Raw genomic sequence first — 16,733 nt, 5'->3', positions numbered from 1 at the left:
AGGGCGACGGGGGCTCCGGGGTCGGGGATCAGCTCTCCGAGGAGAACTCCACGACCTCGGTGGAGGCATCGCCGTCGAGCGCGGCCTCGAGCATCGGCACGAAGGCCTCGATCGAGTACGTGACCGACGAGGGGGAGTTCGCGAAGAACGCGCCCTCGAGGATCGGGTCGGACAGCCAGATGCTGCCGCCGACCTCGGAGATGTTCAGCGAGTCGAACAGCGACAGCGACTGGAGCTCGTCGCGGGCCTCGGGCGTGGTCGCCACCTGCCACACGATCGAGTCGAGGTCGCCGAGGATGTCGAGCTGCTCGGCGCTGATCTGCATCCAGGCCTCGGAGGTGCCCTCGATCGACGCGACGTCGAGGCCCACGTTCGCGAGGAACTGGTTGCGGGTGTCGTTCGCGCTGTAGACGAAGGCCTGGCCCGCGTAGAACCCGCCGACCTGCGAGGTCTTGCCCTCCCACTCGGGGTGCGCGTCGCGGACCTCGGCGAAGGCGGCGTCGATCTCGGCGATGATCGCCTCGGCCTCGTCGGTGGTGCCGGTCGCCTCGGCGAGGAGGGTGAGCTCGTCGGCGAGGGAGACGTTCCACTCGGCGGTCTCGTTGCCCTCGGCGTCGGTCGCGGTGCGGGTCACCACGGGCGCGATGCCGGAGAGGAGGTCGTACTCCTCCTGGGTCATCGTGTGGTTGGGGTACGTGGCGACGATGAGGTCGGGCTCGAACGACGCGATGAGCTCGGCGTCGTACACCTCGGTGCCCGGGGTGAAGGTCTCGGGCTCGGCGCCGGCCGCGAGACGGTCCTCCTCGGCCCACGGGCCGGTGCCGTTGGCGTAGCCCTGCCACGACTCGGGCACCGCGACCGGCGCGACGCCGAGCGCGTAGAGGTACTCGTGCTCGTGCGAGCCGAGCGTGACGACGCGCTGCGGCTCGGACTCGACGGTGACCTCGCCCATGACGGTGTCGAGGGTCACGGGGAACGCCGAGGCGCCCTCGCCGGCGGCGGCAGCCGCGGTGGGCTCCGCGGACGAGCCGGCGGTGGCCTCGGTCTCGGTGGTGCCCGAGGAGCACGCCGCGAGCGCGAGCGTCGCGGCGGCCGCGAGGCCGAGGGCGCCGGCGCGGCGCTTCGTGGTGGTGGTGAACATGCTGGTCCTTTCGTGGGGATCAGTGCTGGGGAGGGTGGCCGCCGCGGGACGCGGGGCCGGGTGGGACGTCTGTGCGGGGCGGGCGCTCATCGGGCGCCTCCCGGTCCGTGGGCCGGCACCACCATGGGGGTGCCGGTGACGGGGTCGGTGAGCACGCGGGCCTCGAGCGCGAAGACCTCGCGGATGAGCTCCTCGGTGAACACCTCGGACGGCGAGCCGGCGGCGGCCACCACGCCGTCGCGCATCGCGATGACGTGGTGTGCGTAGCGGGCCGCCTGGTGAAGGTCGTGGACCACCATGACGATGGTGCGCTCCTGGCGCGTGTTGAGGTGGTGGAGCAGGTCCATCACGTCGTACTGGTGCGCGATGTCGAGGTAGGTGGTCGGCTCGTCGAGGATCATGAGCGGCGTGTCCTGCGCGAGGGTCATCGCGATCCAGGCGCGCTGGCGCTGGCCGCCGGACAGCTCGTCGACCACGGCGTCCTGGATGCTCGTGAGCTGCGTCGAGTGCAGCGCGGACGTCACCGCCATCTCGTCCGCGGCGCTCCACGGACGCAGCACCTTCTGGTGCGGGGTGCGCCCGCGCGCGACGAGCTCCTTGACGGTGATGCCGGCGGGTGCGATCGGCGACTGCGGGAGCAGGCCCACGCGGCGTGCGACTTCCCTCGTCGGGACCTTGTGGATGTCCTCGCCGTCGAGCAGCACGGCGCCCTCGGACACCGGGAGCAGGCGCACGAGCGCCCGCAGGAGCGTGGACTTGCCGCAGCCGTTCGGGCCCACGACCGCGGTGATGCGGCCGTCCGGCACCTCGACGTCGACGCCGTGGACGATGGGCGTGCCGCCGTAGCCGATCACGGCGCCCTGGGTCTGGAGCCTGGTCATGCGGGACCTCCTCGGGATGCGCGCCACACGAGCCACAGGAGGTACGGGGCGCCCACGGCGGCGGTGAAGATGCCGACGGGAAGCTGGACGGTGGTGGGCATGAGCTGCGCGACCTGGTCGGCCGCGAGCAGGAGCAGGGCGCCCATGAGCGCCGATGGGATCAGCGTGACGCCGGCGTTGCGGGTGAGCCGCAGCGCGATCGCGGGCGCCACCAGCGCGATGAAGCCGATGGGGCCGGTGACGGCGACGGCGGCCGCCGCGAGCAGCACCGAGCACAGCGCGAGCACCGTGCGCGAGCGACCGACGTGGATCCCGAGCGCGCGCGCCGCATCGTCCCCCATCTCCATGGTGCGCAGCGCGCGGGCGTGCCACAGGACCACGGGCGCGAGGACGCCCAGCGCGAGCGCCGCGACCGTGACGTGCGTCCAGGTGCGGCCGGTGACCGATCCGACCAGCCACCCGAGGGCGTTGCCGGCCTCGTGCATCTCCATGCGCGTGAGCACGTACTGCGTCGCGGCCTGCGCGACGAAGCCCATGCCGATGCCCGCGAGGATGAGCCGCAGCGGCACGATGCCACGGCGCCACGACAGCGCGAGGATCAGCCCCGCGGTCACGAGGGCGCCGACCACGGCTCCCGCGGCGGTGACCCACAGCGAGCTCGCGCCCACGAGCCACAGGGTGAGGACGGCCCCCGTGCCCGCGCCCGCGGAGATGCCGATGAAGTCGGGCGACGCGAGCGGGTTCCGCGTGAGCGACTGGAGGATCGCGCCCGACAGGCCGAGCATCGCGCCGATGACGACAGCGGTGAGGGCGCGCGGGGCGCGGACCTGACCCACGATGAAGTCGGCGGGGGCGCCGACGGGGATGCCGACGGCGGCCTTGAGAGAGTCGAGCACCGTGATGTTCGCCTGGCCCTGCGCGAGCGCGAAGACGAGGAGCGCGGCGAGCGCGGCCGCCATCGCGAGGCCGACCGCGAACGTGCGGCGGTGGGTGGTGATGCCCAGGGGGCCGATGCGGAGGATCCTCACAGCTCCACCACCTTCATGCGGCGTGCCATGAGCGCGAAGATGAGGCCGCCGATGAAGGCGGTCGTGATGCCGACGCCGATCTCGCCGGGAGGCGCGACCACGCGGCCGATGACGTCGCACACGAGCACCAGGGCGGCGCCGCCGAACGCGCTCACCACGAGCAGCCAGGGGAGCGACGCGCCGACGAGCGCGCGCGCGAGGTGCGGCACCGCGAGGCCGACGAAGACGATGGGTCCCGCGGCGGCGGTCGCGGCGCCTGCCAGCAGGGTGACGATGACGATGATGACGGTGCGGACGGCGCCGATCCTGACGCCGAGGGCGCGGGCGGCGTCCTCGCCCAGCGCGATCGCCTGGAGCTGGCGCGAGGCGAGCAGGCCCGCCGCGATCGCGATGAGGACGATCCACGCAAGGGCCGTGACGTCGTAGTTCTGGCGGCCCGTGAGCGAGCCCGTGACCCACAGCCGGTACTGCTCCATCGTCTCGTTGTTGAGGAGCAGGATCGCGTACGTGATCGACGAGACGAGCGCGGTGAAGGCGACGCCGGCGAGCGCGAGGCGGACGGGCGCTCCCGCCGCGGCCCCGCGCGCGCCGATCGCGTAGACGATGAGCGCGGCGACGCCCGCGCCCACGAAGGCGAGCGGCACCTGCGCCGCGTAGCCGGTCGCGACGCCGGTGCTGAGCGCGATCACCACCGCGAGCGACGCGCCGGCGTTGATGCCGAGCAGGCCCGGGTCCGCGAAGGGGTTGCGCGTGAGCGCCTGCATGAGCGCGCCGGCGACGGCGAGCGCGGCGCCCGCGAGGATCCCGATCACGGTGCGCGAGACGCGCAGGTCGCTCACGATGAGCTGCTCGGGGTCGGTGGGGTCGAGGTCCGTGAGGGCCTGCCACACGGTCCCGAGGTCGATCGCGCGGGAGCCGATCGCGAGCGAGAGCGCGACCGCGACGAGCAGCGCCGCGACGGCGCCGATCGCGACGAGGGCACGCGTCCGCATCGTTCTCCTCAGGCTGGGGGTGGCGCGCGCACGGGCGCACGGTAAGGCCCGCCTAACCTAACGCATGCGAGGGAGATTAGGAAACGCGCGGGTTCCCTAAATGACGCCTCACCTGCGATTCCCAATGACACGAGTGACGCCTGGGGCGGGCGGGCACGATGCGAGGGCACCGGCGTCCTCATGCGCCCCACGGGGCACATGTGTCATTGGGAATCGTCGAGGGGCTCAGCCGTGCGAGGAGTCGATCTCCGTCACGGGGCACGCGTCGTCGGGGACCGCGACGTCGATGCCGTAGAGGGCGCGGATCGCCTCGAGGTACTGCGTGGCCTCGCCGGCCTGCGCGTGCTCGCGCGCCCGGACGGTCGGGGTGTGCAGCAGGGTCTTCGCGAAGCGGCGCAGCGCGGCCTCGGTCTCGTCGGCCCGGTCGACCGCCTCCTGCGGCGCGCCCGCGGCGGGACGGATCCTCGCGACCTCGCGCTCGAGCAGCCCGAAAACGTGCTCGCGCAGCGCGACGACGGCGGGGTCGAGCGAGCGGGCGGTCTCCCCGTCCCCGAAGCGGGCGACGGCGTGCGCGACGATGGACCGGGCGGCCTCGATCGCTCCCACGGACTCGCCGGGGGCGGAGGCGCCGACGTCGTCGAGGCCGATGACGGTGACGCCGCGGAGCTCGCCGACGCCGGGGGCGATGTCGCGGTGCAGCGCGAGGTCGATGAGCGTGAGGGGGGCGTCGAGGCCCTGGCGCGCCGAGGCGACGAGCGCCGGGGTGACGACCACGGACTCGCCGCCCGAGCAGGCGAACACCACGTCGGCCTCGCGGATCGCGAGCTCGAGCCCGTCGAGGTCGATCGCGTCGATGCGGTGGCGCAGCGCGAACTCGTCCGCGCGGCCCGAGGGGGAGAAGACGCCGTCGACCTGGGCGCCGCGACCGTGCAGCGTGCCCACGGCGGTCTCGGCCAGGGCGCCGGTGCCGATGAGCAGCACGCGCGCGCCGTGCCAGTCGACCGTCGCATCGGCGAGGTCGAGCGCGACGGACACGACCGAGCGCCCCGACGTGCCGAGGCCGGTCGAGGCGGCGACCACGCGCGAGGTGCGCAGCGCGGACTGGAACAGGCGGTCGAGCCGCGGGCTGATCTCGTGACGCTTCTGCGCCTCGAGGTGGGCGCGGCGCACCTGCCCGCTGATCTCGCGCTCGCCGACCACCATCGACTCGAGGCCGGAGGTCACGGAGAGGAGGTGCTGGATGGCGTCGTCGTCCTCGTAGGGCACGAGCGCCTGGGCGACGGTCTCGCGGTCGAGTGCGCTCGCACGGGTGATCGCGTCGATCACCGCGTCGCGCGCGGCCTCGGGGTCCTCGGTCTCGACGTACACCTCGAAGCGGTTGCACGTGGGGAGGACCACGGCTCCGGCGACCGCGCCGCCGCCCGCGACCAGCTCGGCCGCGAGCGTGTCGGCGCCCACCTGGAGCTGCTCGAGCACGGCGAGCTCACGATTGCGGTGCGAGGCGACGAGGGACATGAAAGACACGGCCTCAATTCTGACACGGGACCGTGACAAGGCAGAATCGTGAACATGTCCGGCCCCTCGCTCATGCAGCTCCCCGAGACCCACCCGCTCCGCACCGGCGCCGTCGCCGACGCCCCGCTGCTCGCCGCGCTGCGCGGCGAGAACCCCGCGCATCGTCCCGTGTGGTTCATGCGCCAGGCCGGCCGCTCGCTGCCGGAGTACCTCGAGGCCCGTAAGGGCACCACGATGCTCGAGTCGTGCCTCGACCCCGCGCTCGCGGCCGAGATCACGCTCCAGCCGGTGCGCCGTTACGGGGTCGACGCGGGCATCTTCTTCTCCGACATCGTGGTGCCGATGAAGGTGGCGGGCGTCGGGGTGGAGATCGCCCCGGGCGTGGGCCCGGTCTTCGACCGCCCGATCCGGACCATGGCGGACGTCGAGGCGCTGCCCGCGCTGGGCGAGCCCGGCGACCGCGGCACGTTCGACGCGGGGCTCGACGCGATCCGCGAGGCGGTGCGCCTCACCGTCGCGCAGCTCGGCTCCACGCCGCTCATCGGCTTCGCCGGCGCACCCTTCACGCTCGCCGCTTACATGGTCGAGGGACGCCCGTCGCGCGACCACCTCGGCGCGCGCCGCCTCATGATCGAGGCGCCGGACGTCTGGGACGCGCTCACCGCGTGGACGTCGGCCGCCGCGGGCCTGTTCCTGCGCGCGCAGGTGCTCGCCGGCGCCTCGGCCGTGCAGCTCTTCGACTCGTGGGCCGGCTCGCTCGCCCCCGCCGACTACGTCGCGCACTGCCAGCCGGGCTCCGCGGCGGCGCTCTCCGCGGTCGCGGACCTCCCCGTGCCGCGCATCCACTTCGCCGCGCACGGCTCGCACCTGCTGCGTCCCATGGCCGACGCGGGCGCGACCGCGATGGGCGTCGACTATCGCCTGCCGCTCGACGAGGCCTCGCGCATCCTCGGCGGGGACCTCCCGCTGCAGGGCAACATCGATCCCGCGCGCCTGACCGCCCCCGTGGAGGTCCTCGAGGCGCATGTGCTCGACGTGCTCGCCCGCGGCGCCGAGGCGCCCGGCCATGTGGTCAACCTCGGCCACGGCGTGCCCCCGGAGACGGACCCCGACATGCTCCAGCGCATCGTCGACCTGGTCCACGCGCGTGGCTGAACGCGTCCTCGTCGTCGGCGGGGGGGTCGCGGGCCTGCTCGCGGCCCGTCGCCACGCCCGCCGCGGCGCGGTGGTGACCGTCCTCGAGGCGGGCCCGGGCTGGGGCGGTCGCGTCAGCCCGATCAGCGTCTCGGGGATGACGCTCGACGCGGGAGCCGAGTCCTTCGCGACGCGCACCCCGCACGTCGAGGCGCTGGTGCGCGAGCTCGGGCTCGGCGCAGACCTTGTCGCGCCCACGCGCGCGCCGGCGTGGGTGGTGTCGCCCGAGCGCTCCTACGCGCTGCCGACGACGGGCTGGCTCGGCATCCCCACGCGGCCGCTGCACCATGAGGTGCGCCGCATCATCGGCTGGGGCGCCGCAGCCGAGGCCGCCCTCGAGCGCTCCCGACCGCTGGGGGACGTGCCGGACGATGCGACGGTCGGGTCGCTCGTGCGCTCGCGCCTCGGCGAGCGGGTCGCCGACATGCTCGTCGCCCCCGTGCTCCAGGGCGTGTACTCGCGTCCCCTCGACGAGCTGCCGCTCGCGGCGATCGACCCCACGCTTCCGCAGCAGCTGCGCGAGGCGGGCAGCCTGCTCGCGCTCGCCGAGCGCCGGCGCCGGCTGGCCCCCGCGGGCTCCGCGGTGCTGGGGCTCCGCGGCGGGATCTGGAGGATCACCGCGGCGCTCGCGGACGCCGCCCGCGAGGCCGGTGCGCGGCTGGTGGTGCGGACCGCCGCGGAGACCGCCGAGCATCGTGACGGCGCCTGGCACGTGCGCGCCGGCGGCGGGACGCTCGTCGCGGACACCCTCGTGCTCGCCGTGCCGCGGCCCGAGGCGCGCAGGCTGGTGCCCGCGCTGCCGGACGCCCCCGCCGAGCGCCGCGTGGCGCTCGCGACGCTGGTCCTCGACGCGCCCGAGCTCGACGCGGCGCCGCGCGGCACCGGGGTGCTCGCGATCGGCGGCGTCACCCGCGCCAAGGCGCTCACGCACGCTACCGCGAAGTGGTCCTGGCTTCGCGACGCGGCGGGGGGGCGCCACGTGGTGCGGCTGTCCTATGCGGTGACGGACCCCGACGAGGACCTGCTCGCGCACGCGCTCGCGGACGCCAACCGCCTGCTCGGCACGGACGTGCCCGAGTCCCGCGTGCGCGAGACCGCCCTGGTCGAGTGGCCGGACGCCTCGCCCGCCGCGGTCCCCGACCGGCGGCCGCTGCCTGGGGTGGAACTGGTCGGCTCCGCGGCCGGGCTGTCCGGGCTGGCGGCGATCGTGGGGGCCGAGGCGCCCAGGACCTAGGTCCTAGCGATTTCGCACCAGGGACGAATCCATCGGAAGATGGTGCGCATGACCGAGAACCCCTCAGGCTTCACCCTGTTCGCCGTCCTCGACGGCATGCTCCACGCCCCCGACGAGGAGCTCGCGGAGGTGGTCGAGCACTTCGACGCCGCCGTCGCCGAGATGGCCGACCACGACGTCACCCTGCGCGGCATCTACGACGTGTCCGGGCTGCGCGCCGACGGCACCGTGATGCTCTGGCTGCACGGCCCCGTGCTGGAGAACCTCCAGCTCGCGCTGCGTGAGCTCCGCGCCACCGAGCTGCTCGCCGAGACCACCCTCACGTGGTCCGCCGCGGGTGTGCACCGCGACGCCGAGTTCAACAAGCGTCATGTCCCGGGCTTCCTGCGCGGCGAGCGCCCCCGCGACTGGCTCACCGTCTACCCGTTCGTGCGCTCGTACGAGTGGTACCTCCTGCCCGAGGAGGAGCGCTCGGCGATGCTGCGCGACCACGGCATCAAGGGCGCCGCCTTCAAGGGCGTCGTCGCGAACACAGTCGCCGCCTTCGCGCTCGGCGACTACGAGTGGCTGCTCCCCATGGAGGCCGACGAGGTCACGGACCTCGTCGACATGATGCGCGAGCTCCGCTACACCGAGGCTCGTCGCCACGTGCGCGAGGAGCTGCCGTTCTACACCGGTCGCCGCGTGACGACCGCCGAGGCCGTGGAGGTCCTCGCCTCATGACGCTTCCCCCGCTCGCCGCATCGTCCCGCACGCTGCCGGCCACCACGTACGACGCGATCCTCCTCGCCGGCTTCGGCGGTCCCGAGGGTCAGGACGACGTCATCCCGTACCTGCGCAACGTCACCCGTGGCCGCGGGATCCCCGACGAGCGCCTCGAGGAGGTCGCCCACCACTACCGCCACTTCGGCGGCATCAGCCCCATCAACGACCAGAACCGCGACCTCAAGGCCGCGCTCGAGGCGGAGATCGCCAAGCGCGGCCTGGGTCTGCCGGTCTACTGGGGCAACCGCTTCTGGGCGCCGTACTTCGCCGATGCGCTGAAGGAGCTGCACGCCGACGGCCACCGCAAGGTGCTCGTGCTCGTCACCACGTCCTTCTCGAGCTACTCCGGCTGCCGCGCGTACCGCGAGGACCTCGCGACCGCGCTCGCGGAGACGGGCCTCGAGGGCGAGCTCGAGCTCGACAAGGTGCGCCAGTACTTCGACCACCCCGGCTTCGTGAACCCCAACATCGACGCCGTCCGCGGCGGCCTCGCGTCGCTCAAGGAGCAGGGCCTGCTCGAGGGCGCGCACGTGATGTTCGCGACGCACTCGATCCCGACGGCCGCGGCCGACGTGTCGGGTCCGCGCGAGGCGCTGCCCTCGGGCGAGCCCGTCGCCACCGGCGGCGAGAACGAGTGGTACGCCGGCGGCGGCTGGTACGTCGAGCAGCAGCGCGCGGTCGCGGCGCTCATCATGGACAAGGTCGCCGACGAGTTCCCCGACGTGCCGTGGAGCCTCGTGTTCCAGTCGCGCTCGGGCTCGCCTGAGATCCCGTGGCTCGAGCCCGACATCAACGACGCCATCGAGAAGCTGGACGATGCGGTCAAGGGCCTGGTGATCTCGCCGATCGGCTTCGTGTCGGACCACATGGAGGTCGCCTGGGACCTCGACAACGAGGCCGTCGAGACCTGCGAGGAGCGCGGCATCGTGCCGGTGCGCGTGCCCACCGTGGGCGTCGACCCCCAGTACGTCGCCGGCCTGATCGACCTGGTCGAGGAGCGCCACGTCGCGACGCCGGGGGACACCCCGCGCGAGCGCGAGGCGCTCACCGACCTCGGCCCGTGGCAGGACGTGTGCCCCACGGACTGCTGCCTCGGCCGCGCCGCGAAGGCGACCATCGCGAACGCCTGACCCTTCCGCCCAGGAGGCCCCGCATCGTCTGATGCGGGGCCTCCTGCGCGTCCAGGGCGTCCCGCGGATGGATAACGCAACAGGCATGTTGCGTTAATGGCGTGCGTCCGTCTACAGTGGCGCCAACGCGCGGCCGCCGGCCGCCACCGTCGCCCGCTGGAGGCGCCATGACGCTGACCCGAGAGGTCCTCACCGACGTCGCCGCGATCGCCGCGGCCGCCCCGCGCATGCAGCTGCGGCTCGGGACCGCGCACGGCGCGTCCGTCGTGGTCGGCGAGCACCCGCACGGCGCGATGTGCGTCGACGGCTTCCGCGAGCTGCTCGCGGCATGGGTCGAGGGCCACGAGCCGCGCGTCGAGACCGTCGACTTCGTCGGCGCGAGCTACGTGGGCGGCCTGCTCACGTGCGGCGGGATGCGCTTCTTCGCGACGCGCCTGAGCGCTCAGGAGACGGCGGCCTGCCTGCGGGAGCGCGGCGACTGGCCCGAGGAGGCCCACGCCGTGGTGCGCGAGGACCTGCTGCTCGACGTGAGCGTGGTCCAGGTGCTGTCCTCGGAGCTCGACGACGACGCCCTCGACGCCGCCGCGCGCGACGCGCAGGCCGCCTGCCTGGTCGAGGAGCTGTGCCGCGAGGTCTCCGCGGCCTAGAAGCCGCCCTTCCGGATCCGGGACGACCGGAGCGGGACACGCGAAGGGCCCCCGGGGTGATCCCCGGGGGCCCTTCGCCATGCGTGGCGGACGCCGCTACGAGCGCGCGGCCTCCTCGAAGGCGCGACGCGGGTCGTGGAGACGACCCAGCGACACGAGGTCGCGGCGGAAGAACGCCGCGGCGGTCCAGTCGAGAGCCACGCGCGCCTTGCGGTTGAAGGTCGGGATCGCGAGCAGGTGGTACGTGCGGTGCATGAGCCACGCCGGCCAGCCGCGGAGCTTGAAGCCCATGGTGGTCGCGACGCCCTTGCCCAGGCCCAGCGACGCCACGACGCCCAGGTGCTTGTGCTTGTACTGCTCGAGCGGCCGACCGTCGAGCGAGCGCGCGATGTTCGCGCCCAGGTGCTTGGCCTGACGCACCGCGTGCTGCGCGGACGGGGCGCACCAGTCGCCCTCGCCCTCGACGAGGTTGGGGACCTGGGCGCAGTCGCCCGCGGCCCACGCGCCGCCGATGGGCTGGCCGTCCTCGCCGATGACCTGCAGCGTCGCCGCGGTGTTGACGTGGCCGCGCGGGCCCAGCGGGAGGTCCGAGGACTGGATGACGGGGGAGGGCTTCACGCCGGCGGTCCACACGACCGTGTCGGCCTCGAAGCGCTCGCCGTTCGAGAGCGCGATGGCGCCGTCGATGCAGCTCTCGAGGCGGGTCTCGAGCAGCACGCGCATGCCGCGGCGCTCGAGCTCCTCGACCGTGTACGCGCCCATCTCGGGGCCCATCTCGGGAAGGATGCGCGGCGCGGCCTCGACCATGACGAAGTTGAAGTCGTCGGCGGTGAGCTCGGGGTAGTAGCGCAGCGACGCCTTCGCCATGTCCTCGGTCTCGGAGAAGGCTTCGACGCCGGCGAAGCCGCCGCCCACGAAGACGAACGTGAGCAGCTTGCGGCGCAGCTCCGTGTCGTCGGTGGTCGCCGCGCGGGCGATGCGGCCCAGCACGCGGTTGCGCAGCGCGATGGCCTCCTCGACGTACTTGAAGCCGATGCCGAACTCGGCGAGGCCCGGGATCGGCAGGGTGCGCGAGACTGCGCCGAGGGCGACGACCACCTCGTCGTACTCGACCTCCATGACCTCGCCGAGGTCGGTGGTCGCCTCGACGATGCGGGACGCGTGGTCGATGCGCTCGATCTTGCCCTGGAGGATGCGCGCGCCCTCGAGCTCGCGGCGCAGCGGGACCACGGCGTTGCGAGGGGCGATCGACGCTGCGCCGACCTCGGGCAGGAACGGCGCATAGGTCATGTACGGGCGGCGGTCGATCACCGTGATGTCGACCTTGTCCTTGGCCTTCCGCATGAGCGTGAGGGCGGTGTAGAGGCCGACGTAGCCTCCGCCGAGGATGGCGATTCGGGTGCGTGACATAGGGACACCTCCAGGGAGGGAACCCGGGAGGGCGGCACGGTGTTCCACGCTCGCCGTCCCGCGGCGATGCGATCAAGAACCCGATGATTCTAGGCGACGCGGACCCCGCCCGGGAACCTGTATGTCACTGCGTGCAGAATGCCTGGTGGGCGACCGACGCGGCGCGGCGTCAGCGTCCCACCATCGTGGTGACGTCGAGCAGCTCGTCGAGCTGCTTCTCGGTGATCTCGCCGCGCTCGACGAAGCCGAGGTCGATGGTCGCCTCGCGCACCGTGAGGCCGGCCTTGACGGAGTGCTTGGCGATCTTCGCGGCGTTCTCGTAGCCGATCACCCGGTTGAGCGGGGTGACGATGCTCGGGCTGGCCTCCGCGAGGCGACGCGCCCTGTCGACGTTAGCGACGATGCCGTCCACGGTGCGGTCGGCGAGGACGCGGGCGGCATTCGCGAGCAGGCGGGTGGACTCGAGCGTGCCGAGCGCCATCACCGGGATCTGCACGTTGAGCTCGAAGGCGCCGGACGCGCCGGCCCAGGCCACCGTCGCATCGTTGCCGACCACGCGGGAGCAGATCATGAGCACGGCCTCGGGGACCACGGGGTTGACCTTGCCGGGCATGATCGACGAGCCGGGCTGGAGGTCGGGCAGCTGGATCTCGCCCAGGCCGGTGTTGGGGCCGGAGCCCATCCAGCGCAGGTCGTTGCAGAGCTTGGTGAGGGACACCGCGATGGTGCGCAGCGCGCCCGAGACCTCGACCAGGCCGTCACGCGCGGACTGCGCCTCGAAGTGGTTGCGCGCCTCGGTGATGGGCAGCCCGGTGTCCTCCGCGAGCAGCGCGATCACGCGCTGCGGGAAGCCTTCGGGCGTGTTGATGCCGGTGCCGACCGCGGTGCCGCCGAGCGGGACCTCGGCGACGCGGGGGAGCGCGACCATGAGGCGCTCGACGCCGTAGCGGACCGCTGCGGCGTAGCCCGAGAACTCCTGGCCCAGCGTCACCGGGGTCGCGTCCATGAGGTGGGTGCGGCCCGACTTGAAGACGTCCGCGAACTCCTCGGCCTTGGCCTCGAGCGAGCGTGCGAGGTGCTCGAGCGCGGGGATGAGGTCGCCCACCAGGGAGGACGTCGCCGCGACGTGGACCGAGGTGGGGAACACGTCGTTCGAGGACTGCGAGGCGTTGACGTGGTCGTTCGGGTGCACGTCGCGGCCCAGGGTGCGCGTCGCGAGCGTCGCGATGACCTCGTTGGTGTTCATGTTCGAGGACGTGCCCGAGCCGGTCTGGAACACGTCGACGGGGAAGTCCCCGTCGTGCGCCCCCGACGCGACGGCGTCGGCGGCGGCGACGATCGCATCGGCCACGTCCTGCTCGAGGACGCCCAGCTCCGCGTTGGCGCGGGCCGCGGCCTTCTTCACCCGCGCGAGCGCCTCGATGTGGCGCCGCTCGAGGGTGATCCCCGAGAGGGGGAAGTTCTCGACGGCGCGCTGGGTCTGCGCGCGGTAGAGGGCGTCGGCGGGGACCCGGACCTCGCCCATGGTGTCGTGCTCGATGCGGAACTCCGTTGTCATGGCGCCCAGTGTGGCACGGCGTCCCGACAGCTCCGTCAACCCCCGGCACGGCCGCCGGGCGGCGCGTCAGCCGGCGAGCTCGTCCGCGGTCGGCGGGTTCGCGCCCGGCCGGGAGCAGGTGATCCCGGCGATGCGTGCGCACCGCGTGAGGACACGGGTGACGGTCGCATCGGTGATCTCCCGCAGCGCGTCGCGGTTCTTGGCGCCGAGCAGGCCGGCGCTCCAGAGCCCGTCGATGATCCCCGCCATGAAGGAGTCGCCCGCGCCCACGGTGTCCGCGACGTCGACGTCGATGCTCGGGATGGTGATCTCGCGACCGTCGTGCAGGTACGCCGTCGCGCCCTCGCCGCCGCGCGTCACCACGACCATCGCGGGGCCCGTCGCCGCCCATGCGCGGGCGACGTCGGCGACGTCCTCCTCGGGAGCGAGCCAGGCGAGGTCCTCGTCCGAGGCCTTCACCACGTCCGAGAGCCGCACGAAGCGCTCGATCGAGACCCGCGCCTCGGCCGGGTCGCCCATGAGGGACGGGCGCGCGTTCGGGTCGTACGTGATGGTCGCGCCGGCGCGGAGCGCCTGGACGAGGCGCTTGACGTCCGTCGCGCCGGGCTCGAGGACCGCGGCGATCGAGCCCGTGTGCACCGCGAGCGGCATGTTGCGCATGCGGATGCCCGGGTTGATGCGCCAGTCGATGTCGAACTCGTAGCTCGCGGCGCCGGCGGCGTCGAGCGTCGCCGTGGCGACCGAGGTCGAGCCCGGGCCGCCCGAGCCGGGGGCGATGGTGACGCCGCTGTCCTGCAGGTGCGTCGCGATGAGCGCGCCATGCGGGTCGAGCCCGAGCCGGGTGAGCAGGTCCGCCTCACGGCCCAGCCGCGCGAGGCCGAGCGCGACGTTGGCGGGCGATCCGCCCGGGTGCTCCTCGGTGCCGTCGGGCCGGACCACGATGTCGACGAGGGCCTCGCCGACGACGAGCACGTGACCGCTCATCGCTCGTCCTCGCCTTCCTCGGGGACGATGCCGACCACGCCGGCGTCCGCATCGTCCTCCCCGGCGTCCTTGGCCGCGATGCGGGCGTACGCGCCGTCGAGAAGCGACTGGCAGCGCGCCGCGAGGGCCTCGCCTCGCTCCCACAGGCCCAGCGAGTCCTCGAGGGTCGCGCTGCCCGCCTCGAGGCGGGCGACGATCGCGACGAGCTCGTCGCGCGCCTCCTCGTAAGAGAGGGAGTCCACGGGGCGGTCGGGAGGGGTGGCTGCGTCGCTCATGCCGACCACGCTACCGGCGACGCCCTCAAGGTTCTGCGGAATCCTGTCGAGAACAACGTCATACCTAGGACTCTGGTCCCTCTCAAGGGGTACGTTCCAGGGACGACACGACGAGGTGGACATGTTCAGCGACAGCAACGCACAGCAGACGGCCAGGCAGAGCGCCCAGAAGGCGATCCCCGACGGGATCTCGGACGGCGAGCTCGCGACGCTCTCGCGCTCTCCCGAGGCCAAGGTGCGTGCCGCGGTCGCCGCGCATGCCGGCACCCCGCTGATGACCCTGCTGAGGCTCGCGGAGGACCGGTCGACCGACGTCCGCATCGGCCTCGCGCGCAACCGCCGCGTGGCGATCCCGATCGAGGTGCGCGAGGACCTCGCGAAGGACAAGAACGTCGACGTGGTCTACGCGCTCATCGAGAACCCCGCGGTGCCCGAGCAGCTCATCGCCAAGCTCGGCCGTCAGATCCACAAGGAGTACGCGAAGGCCGCCCGGGCGCGCCTCGCCGCGATGAAGGCCGGGACCTGGAGCGCTCCGGACGCGGAGGCTCCCGCCGCGGCCCCGGCAGCCGCGCTCCCGGAGGTCCCCGCCTTCCCGCCGACCGTGCAGGCGCCCGCCGCTCCGGCCGCGCCCGCCGCGCCCCACAACAACTCGGCGCGTGCGGACGCGCTCGACATCCTGCTCGGCGACAGCAAGCGCTGAGCAGGCGCGGGGCGCTCAGCCCTGCGCGACGGCCTCGACCTCGCCGCGGGCGAGCCTGATCCGCAGCGCCTCGCCCGGCGTCACGTCGGCGGCGTCGCGCAGCACGGTGCCGTCGGGGGCCCGCACCACCGCGAAGCCGCGCTCGAGCGTGCTCAGGGGGCTGAGCGCGCGCAGGGTGGCGGTCAGCTCGCGCGTGGCGGCGCCGGCCCTGTCGATCACGCCCGTCATCGCACGGTGCGAGCGCTCGCGGCCGACGGCGATCACCTCCGCGTAGGGCGCCAGCATCGCGTCGGGGCGCGCGAGCACCGGGCGCGACCGGATGGTCGCCAGCCCCGTGGACTCGCGCATGACGTGGCGCTCCACCGCGGCGGCCATCGACCGGCGGGCGCGCGCCACGCCCTGCGCCTCGGCCTCCGCGTCGGGGACGATGCGCTTGCCCGCGTCGGTGGGGGTGGAGGCGCGGTAGTCGGCGACGAGGTCGAGCAGGGGAGAGTCCTTCTCGTGCCCGATCGCGCTCACCAGCGGGGTCCGGCACGCGGCCGCGGTGCGGACGAGCGCCTCGTCGCTGAACGGCAGCAGGTCCTCGAAGGAGCCTCCGCCGCGCGCGACCACGATGACGTCGACGTCGGCGATCTCGTCGAGCTCGCGGATCGCCGCGGTGGTCTCCGGCACGGCGCGGGGCCCCTGGACGGTGACGCGGCGGATGGTGAAGCGCACCCCCGGCCAGCGCCGGGTGGCGTTCTCCACGACGTCGTGCTCCGCGTCGCCCTGAGTCGCGCACACCAGGCCCACGACCCGGGGGATGAAGGGCAGCGGGACCTTGCGGTCGAGGTCGAACAGGCCCTCGCGCGCCAGCGCCTCCTTGAGCGCCTCGAGGCGTGCGAGCAGATCGCCGAGGCCCACCTGCCGCACCTCGCGCCCGCCGAGCTGGAGGGACCCCGAGCGGGTCCACCATTCGGGCTTGGCGTGGATGACCACGCGCGTGCCGTCGACCAGGTCGACGCCGAGCGCGTCCGCCTCGCGTGCCGGAAGGGTCGCGCTGAGCGACATGTTCTCGTCGGTGTCGCGCAGCGTGAGGAAGACGAGGTGCCGCCATCGCTTGACGTTGAGCACCTGGCCCTCGACCCAGACGGCGGGCAGCCGGGAGACGAAGTCGCCGATCTTGGGGGAGAGGTGGCGGACCGGCCACGGCCGCTCCGCCGACGTCTCCCCGGCCGTGGCGGGAAGCGTGTGGGGTGACGATGCGGGATCGGGCGAGGAGTCGGAGGGCTCGGTCACG

General features: G+C 73.5%; 16 protein-coding genes. 6 read left to right on the top strand and 10 right to left on the bottom strand.

Translation table 11 applies throughout. The features are described from left to right. Positions 1-28: 28 nt before the first annotated feature. The 5 genes from TR42_RS09250 to TR42_RS09230 form a co-directional block, all read right to left on the bottom strand. Positions 29-1,141 (bottom strand): ABC transporter substrate-binding protein, encoded by a 1,113-nt coding sequence (locus TR42_RS09250; RefSeq protein ID WP_042215158.1) that lies wholly within the window; start codon positions 1,139-1,141, stop codon positions 29-31. A gap of 86 nt (positions 1,142-1,227) precedes the next feature. After that, complete coding sequence (locus TR42_RS09245; protein ID WP_042215156.1) at positions 1,228-2,022, bottom strand: ABC transporter ATP-binding protein; 795 nt, start codon at positions 2,020-2,022, stop codon at positions 1,228-1,230. Next, positions 2,019-3,050, bottom strand: a complete 1,032-nt coding sequence (locus TR42_RS09240; protein ID WP_042215154.1) for a FecCD family ABC transporter permease — start codon at positions 3,048-3,050, stop codon at positions 2,019-2,021. Before TR42_RS09240 ends, TR42_RS09245 begins: the two co-directional genes overlap by 4 nt. Continuing rightward, positions 3,047-4,042, bottom strand: coding sequence for a FecCD family ABC transporter permease (locus TR42_RS09235; RefSeq protein WP_042215152.1), 996 nt, complete (start codon positions 4,040-4,042; stop codon positions 3,047-3,049). Before TR42_RS09235 ends, TR42_RS09240 begins: the two co-directional genes overlap by 4 nt. A 225-nt stretch (positions 4,043-4,267) precedes the next feature. Then, complete coding sequence (locus tag TR42_RS09230; RefSeq protein WP_042215150.1) at positions 4,268-5,557, bottom strand: glutamyl-tRNA reductase; 1,290 nt, start codon at positions 5,555-5,557, stop codon at positions 4,268-4,270. Positions 5,558-5,611: 54 nt separating this feature from the next. On the opposite strand from TR42_RS09230, the gene hemE reads away from it, so the two are divergent. From hemE to TR42_RS09205, 5 genes are all read left to right on the top strand, one after another. Next, on the top strand, positions 5,612-6,712 hold the full coding sequence (gene hemE, locus TR42_RS09225; RefSeq protein ID WP_236623413.1) for a uroporphyrinogen decarboxylase: 1,101 nt from the start codon (positions 5,612-5,614) through the stop codon (positions 6,710-6,712). After that, entirely contained in the window at positions 6,705-7,985 is a 1,281-nt protein-coding gene (locus tag TR42_RS09220; RefSeq protein WP_042215149.1) for a protoporphyrinogen/coproporphyrinogen oxidase, read from the top strand. The genes hemE and TR42_RS09220 overlap by 8 nt, the downstream gene beginning before the upstream one ends. 48 nt (positions 7,986-8,033) lie before the next feature. Next, positions 8,034-8,708, top strand: a complete 675-nt coding sequence (gene hemQ, locus TR42_RS09215; RefSeq protein ID WP_081953288.1) for a hydrogen peroxide-dependent heme synthase — start codon at positions 8,034-8,036, stop codon at positions 8,706-8,708. Then, entirely contained in the window at positions 8,705-9,880 is a 1,176-nt protein-coding gene (locus tag TR42_RS09210; RefSeq protein ID WP_042215146.1) for a ferrochelatase, read from the top strand. Before hemQ ends, TR42_RS09210 begins: the two co-directional genes overlap by 4 nt. Before the next feature lie 167 nt (positions 9,881-10,047). Then, the gene (locus TR42_RS09205; RefSeq protein ID WP_042215145.1) at positions 10,048-10,527 is read left to right on the top strand and encodes a hypothetical protein; all 480 of its coding nucleotides are present in this window, start codon (positions 10,048-10,050) and stop codon (positions 10,525-10,527) included. 96 nt (positions 10,528-10,623) lie between these two features. Here the strand turns inward: TR42_RS09205 and TR42_RS09200 are convergent, their stop codons facing one another. The 4 genes from TR42_RS09200 to TR42_RS09185 form a co-directional block, all read right to left on the bottom strand. Next, positions 10,624-11,937, bottom strand: a complete 1,314-nt coding sequence (locus TR42_RS09200) for an NAD(P)/FAD-dependent oxidoreductase (protein WP_042215143.1) — start codon at positions 11,935-11,937, stop codon at positions 10,624-10,626. A gap of 169 nt (positions 11,938-12,106) precedes the next feature. Then, entirely contained in the window at positions 12,107-13,495 is a 1,389-nt protein-coding gene (locus TR42_RS09195; protein ID WP_042215141.1) for a class II fumarate hydratase, read from the bottom strand. 66 nt (positions 13,496-13,561) lie between these two features. Further along, a complete protein-coding gene (locus tag TR42_RS09190) occupies positions 13,562-14,479 on the bottom strand; it encodes a carbohydrate kinase family protein (protein WP_042215139.1) in 918 nt (305 codons plus the stop codon). Beyond that, positions 14,476-14,754, bottom strand: a complete 279-nt coding sequence (locus TR42_RS09185) for an exodeoxyribonuclease VII small subunit (protein ID WP_042215137.1) — start codon at positions 14,752-14,754, stop codon at positions 14,476-14,478. Before TR42_RS09185 ends, TR42_RS09190 begins: the two co-directional genes overlap by 4 nt. Positions 14,755-14,875: 121 nt before the next feature. On the opposite strand from TR42_RS09185, the gene TR42_RS15170 reads away from it, so the two are divergent. Next, the gene (locus TR42_RS15170; protein WP_042215136.1) at positions 14,876-15,454 is read left to right on the top strand and encodes a hypothetical protein; all 579 of its coding nucleotides are present in this window, start codon (positions 14,876-14,878) and stop codon (positions 15,452-15,454) included. 15 nt (positions 15,455-15,469) lie between these two features. Here TR42_RS15170 and xseA read toward each other — a convergent pair whose 3' ends face one another. After that, positions 15,470-16,732 carry an exodeoxyribonuclease VII large subunit gene (xseA, locus tag TR42_RS09175; protein WP_042215134.1) on the bottom strand — a complete coding sequence of 421 codons (1,263 nt, stop codon included), beginning with the start codon at positions 16,730-16,732 and terminating at the stop codon, positions 15,470-15,472. Position 16,733: the final 1 nt, after the last annotated feature.

Origin of the sequence: Demequina mangrovi (assembly GCF_000759715.1) — a bacterium.
Lineage (GTDB): Bacteria > Actinomycetota > Actinomycetes > Actinomycetales > Demequinaceae > Demequina > Demequina mangrovi.
This window is presented reverse-complemented; position numbering and strand designations above follow the sequence as displayed.

Excerpts from the sequence above, each read along its gene's own strand:
- TR42_RS15170 (WP_042215136.1), top strand. The coding sequence starts at position 14,876 with ATGTTCAGCGACAGCAACGCACAGCAGACGGCCAGGCAGAGCGCCCAG.
- hemQ (WP_081953288.1), top strand. The coding sequence starts at position 8,034 with ATGACCGAGAACCCCTCAGGCTTCACCCTGTTCGCCGTCCTCGACGGC.
- TR42_RS09245 (WP_042215156.1), bottom strand. The coding sequence starts at position 2,022 with ATGACCAGGCTCCAGACCCAGGGCGCCGTGATCGGCTACGGCGGCACG.
- TR42_RS09250 (WP_042215158.1), bottom strand. The coding sequence starts at position 1,141 with ATGTTCACCACCACCACGAAGCGCCGCGCCGGCGCCCTCGGCCTCGCG.
- hemE (WP_236623413.1), top strand. The coding sequence starts at position 5,612 with ATGTCCGGCCCCTCGCTCATGCAGCTCCCCGAGACCCACCCGCTCCGC.
- TR42_RS09195 (WP_042215141.1), bottom strand. The coding sequence starts at position 13,495 with ATGACAACGGAGTTCCGCATCGAGCACGACACCATGGGCGAGGTCCGG.
- TR42_RS09190 (WP_042215139.1), bottom strand. The coding sequence starts at position 14,479 with ATGAGCGGTCACGTGCTCGTCGTCGGCGAGGCCCTCGTCGACATCGTG.
- TR42_RS09230 (WP_042215150.1), bottom strand. The coding sequence starts at position 5,557 with ATGTCCCTCGTCGCCTCGCACCGCAATCGTGAGCTCGCCGTGCTCGAG.
- TR42_RS09235 (WP_042215152.1), bottom strand. The coding sequence starts at position 4,042 with ATGCGGACGCGTGCCCTCGTCGCGATCGGCGCCGTCGCGGCGCTGCTC.
- TR42_RS09205 (WP_042215145.1), top strand. The coding sequence starts at position 10,048 with ATGACGCTGACCCGAGAGGTCCTCACCGACGTCGCCGCGATCGCCGCG.
- TR42_RS09210 (WP_042215146.1), top strand. The coding sequence starts at position 8,705 with ATGACGCTTCCCCCGCTCGCCGCATCGTCCCGCACGCTGCCGGCCACC.
- TR42_RS09200 (WP_042215143.1), bottom strand. The coding sequence starts at position 11,937 with ATGTCACGCACCCGAATCGCCATCCTCGGCGGAGGCTACGTCGGCCTC.
- TR42_RS09185 (WP_042215137.1), bottom strand. The coding sequence starts at position 14,754 with ATGAGCGACGCAGCCACCCCTCCCGACCGCCCCGTGGACTCCCTCTCT.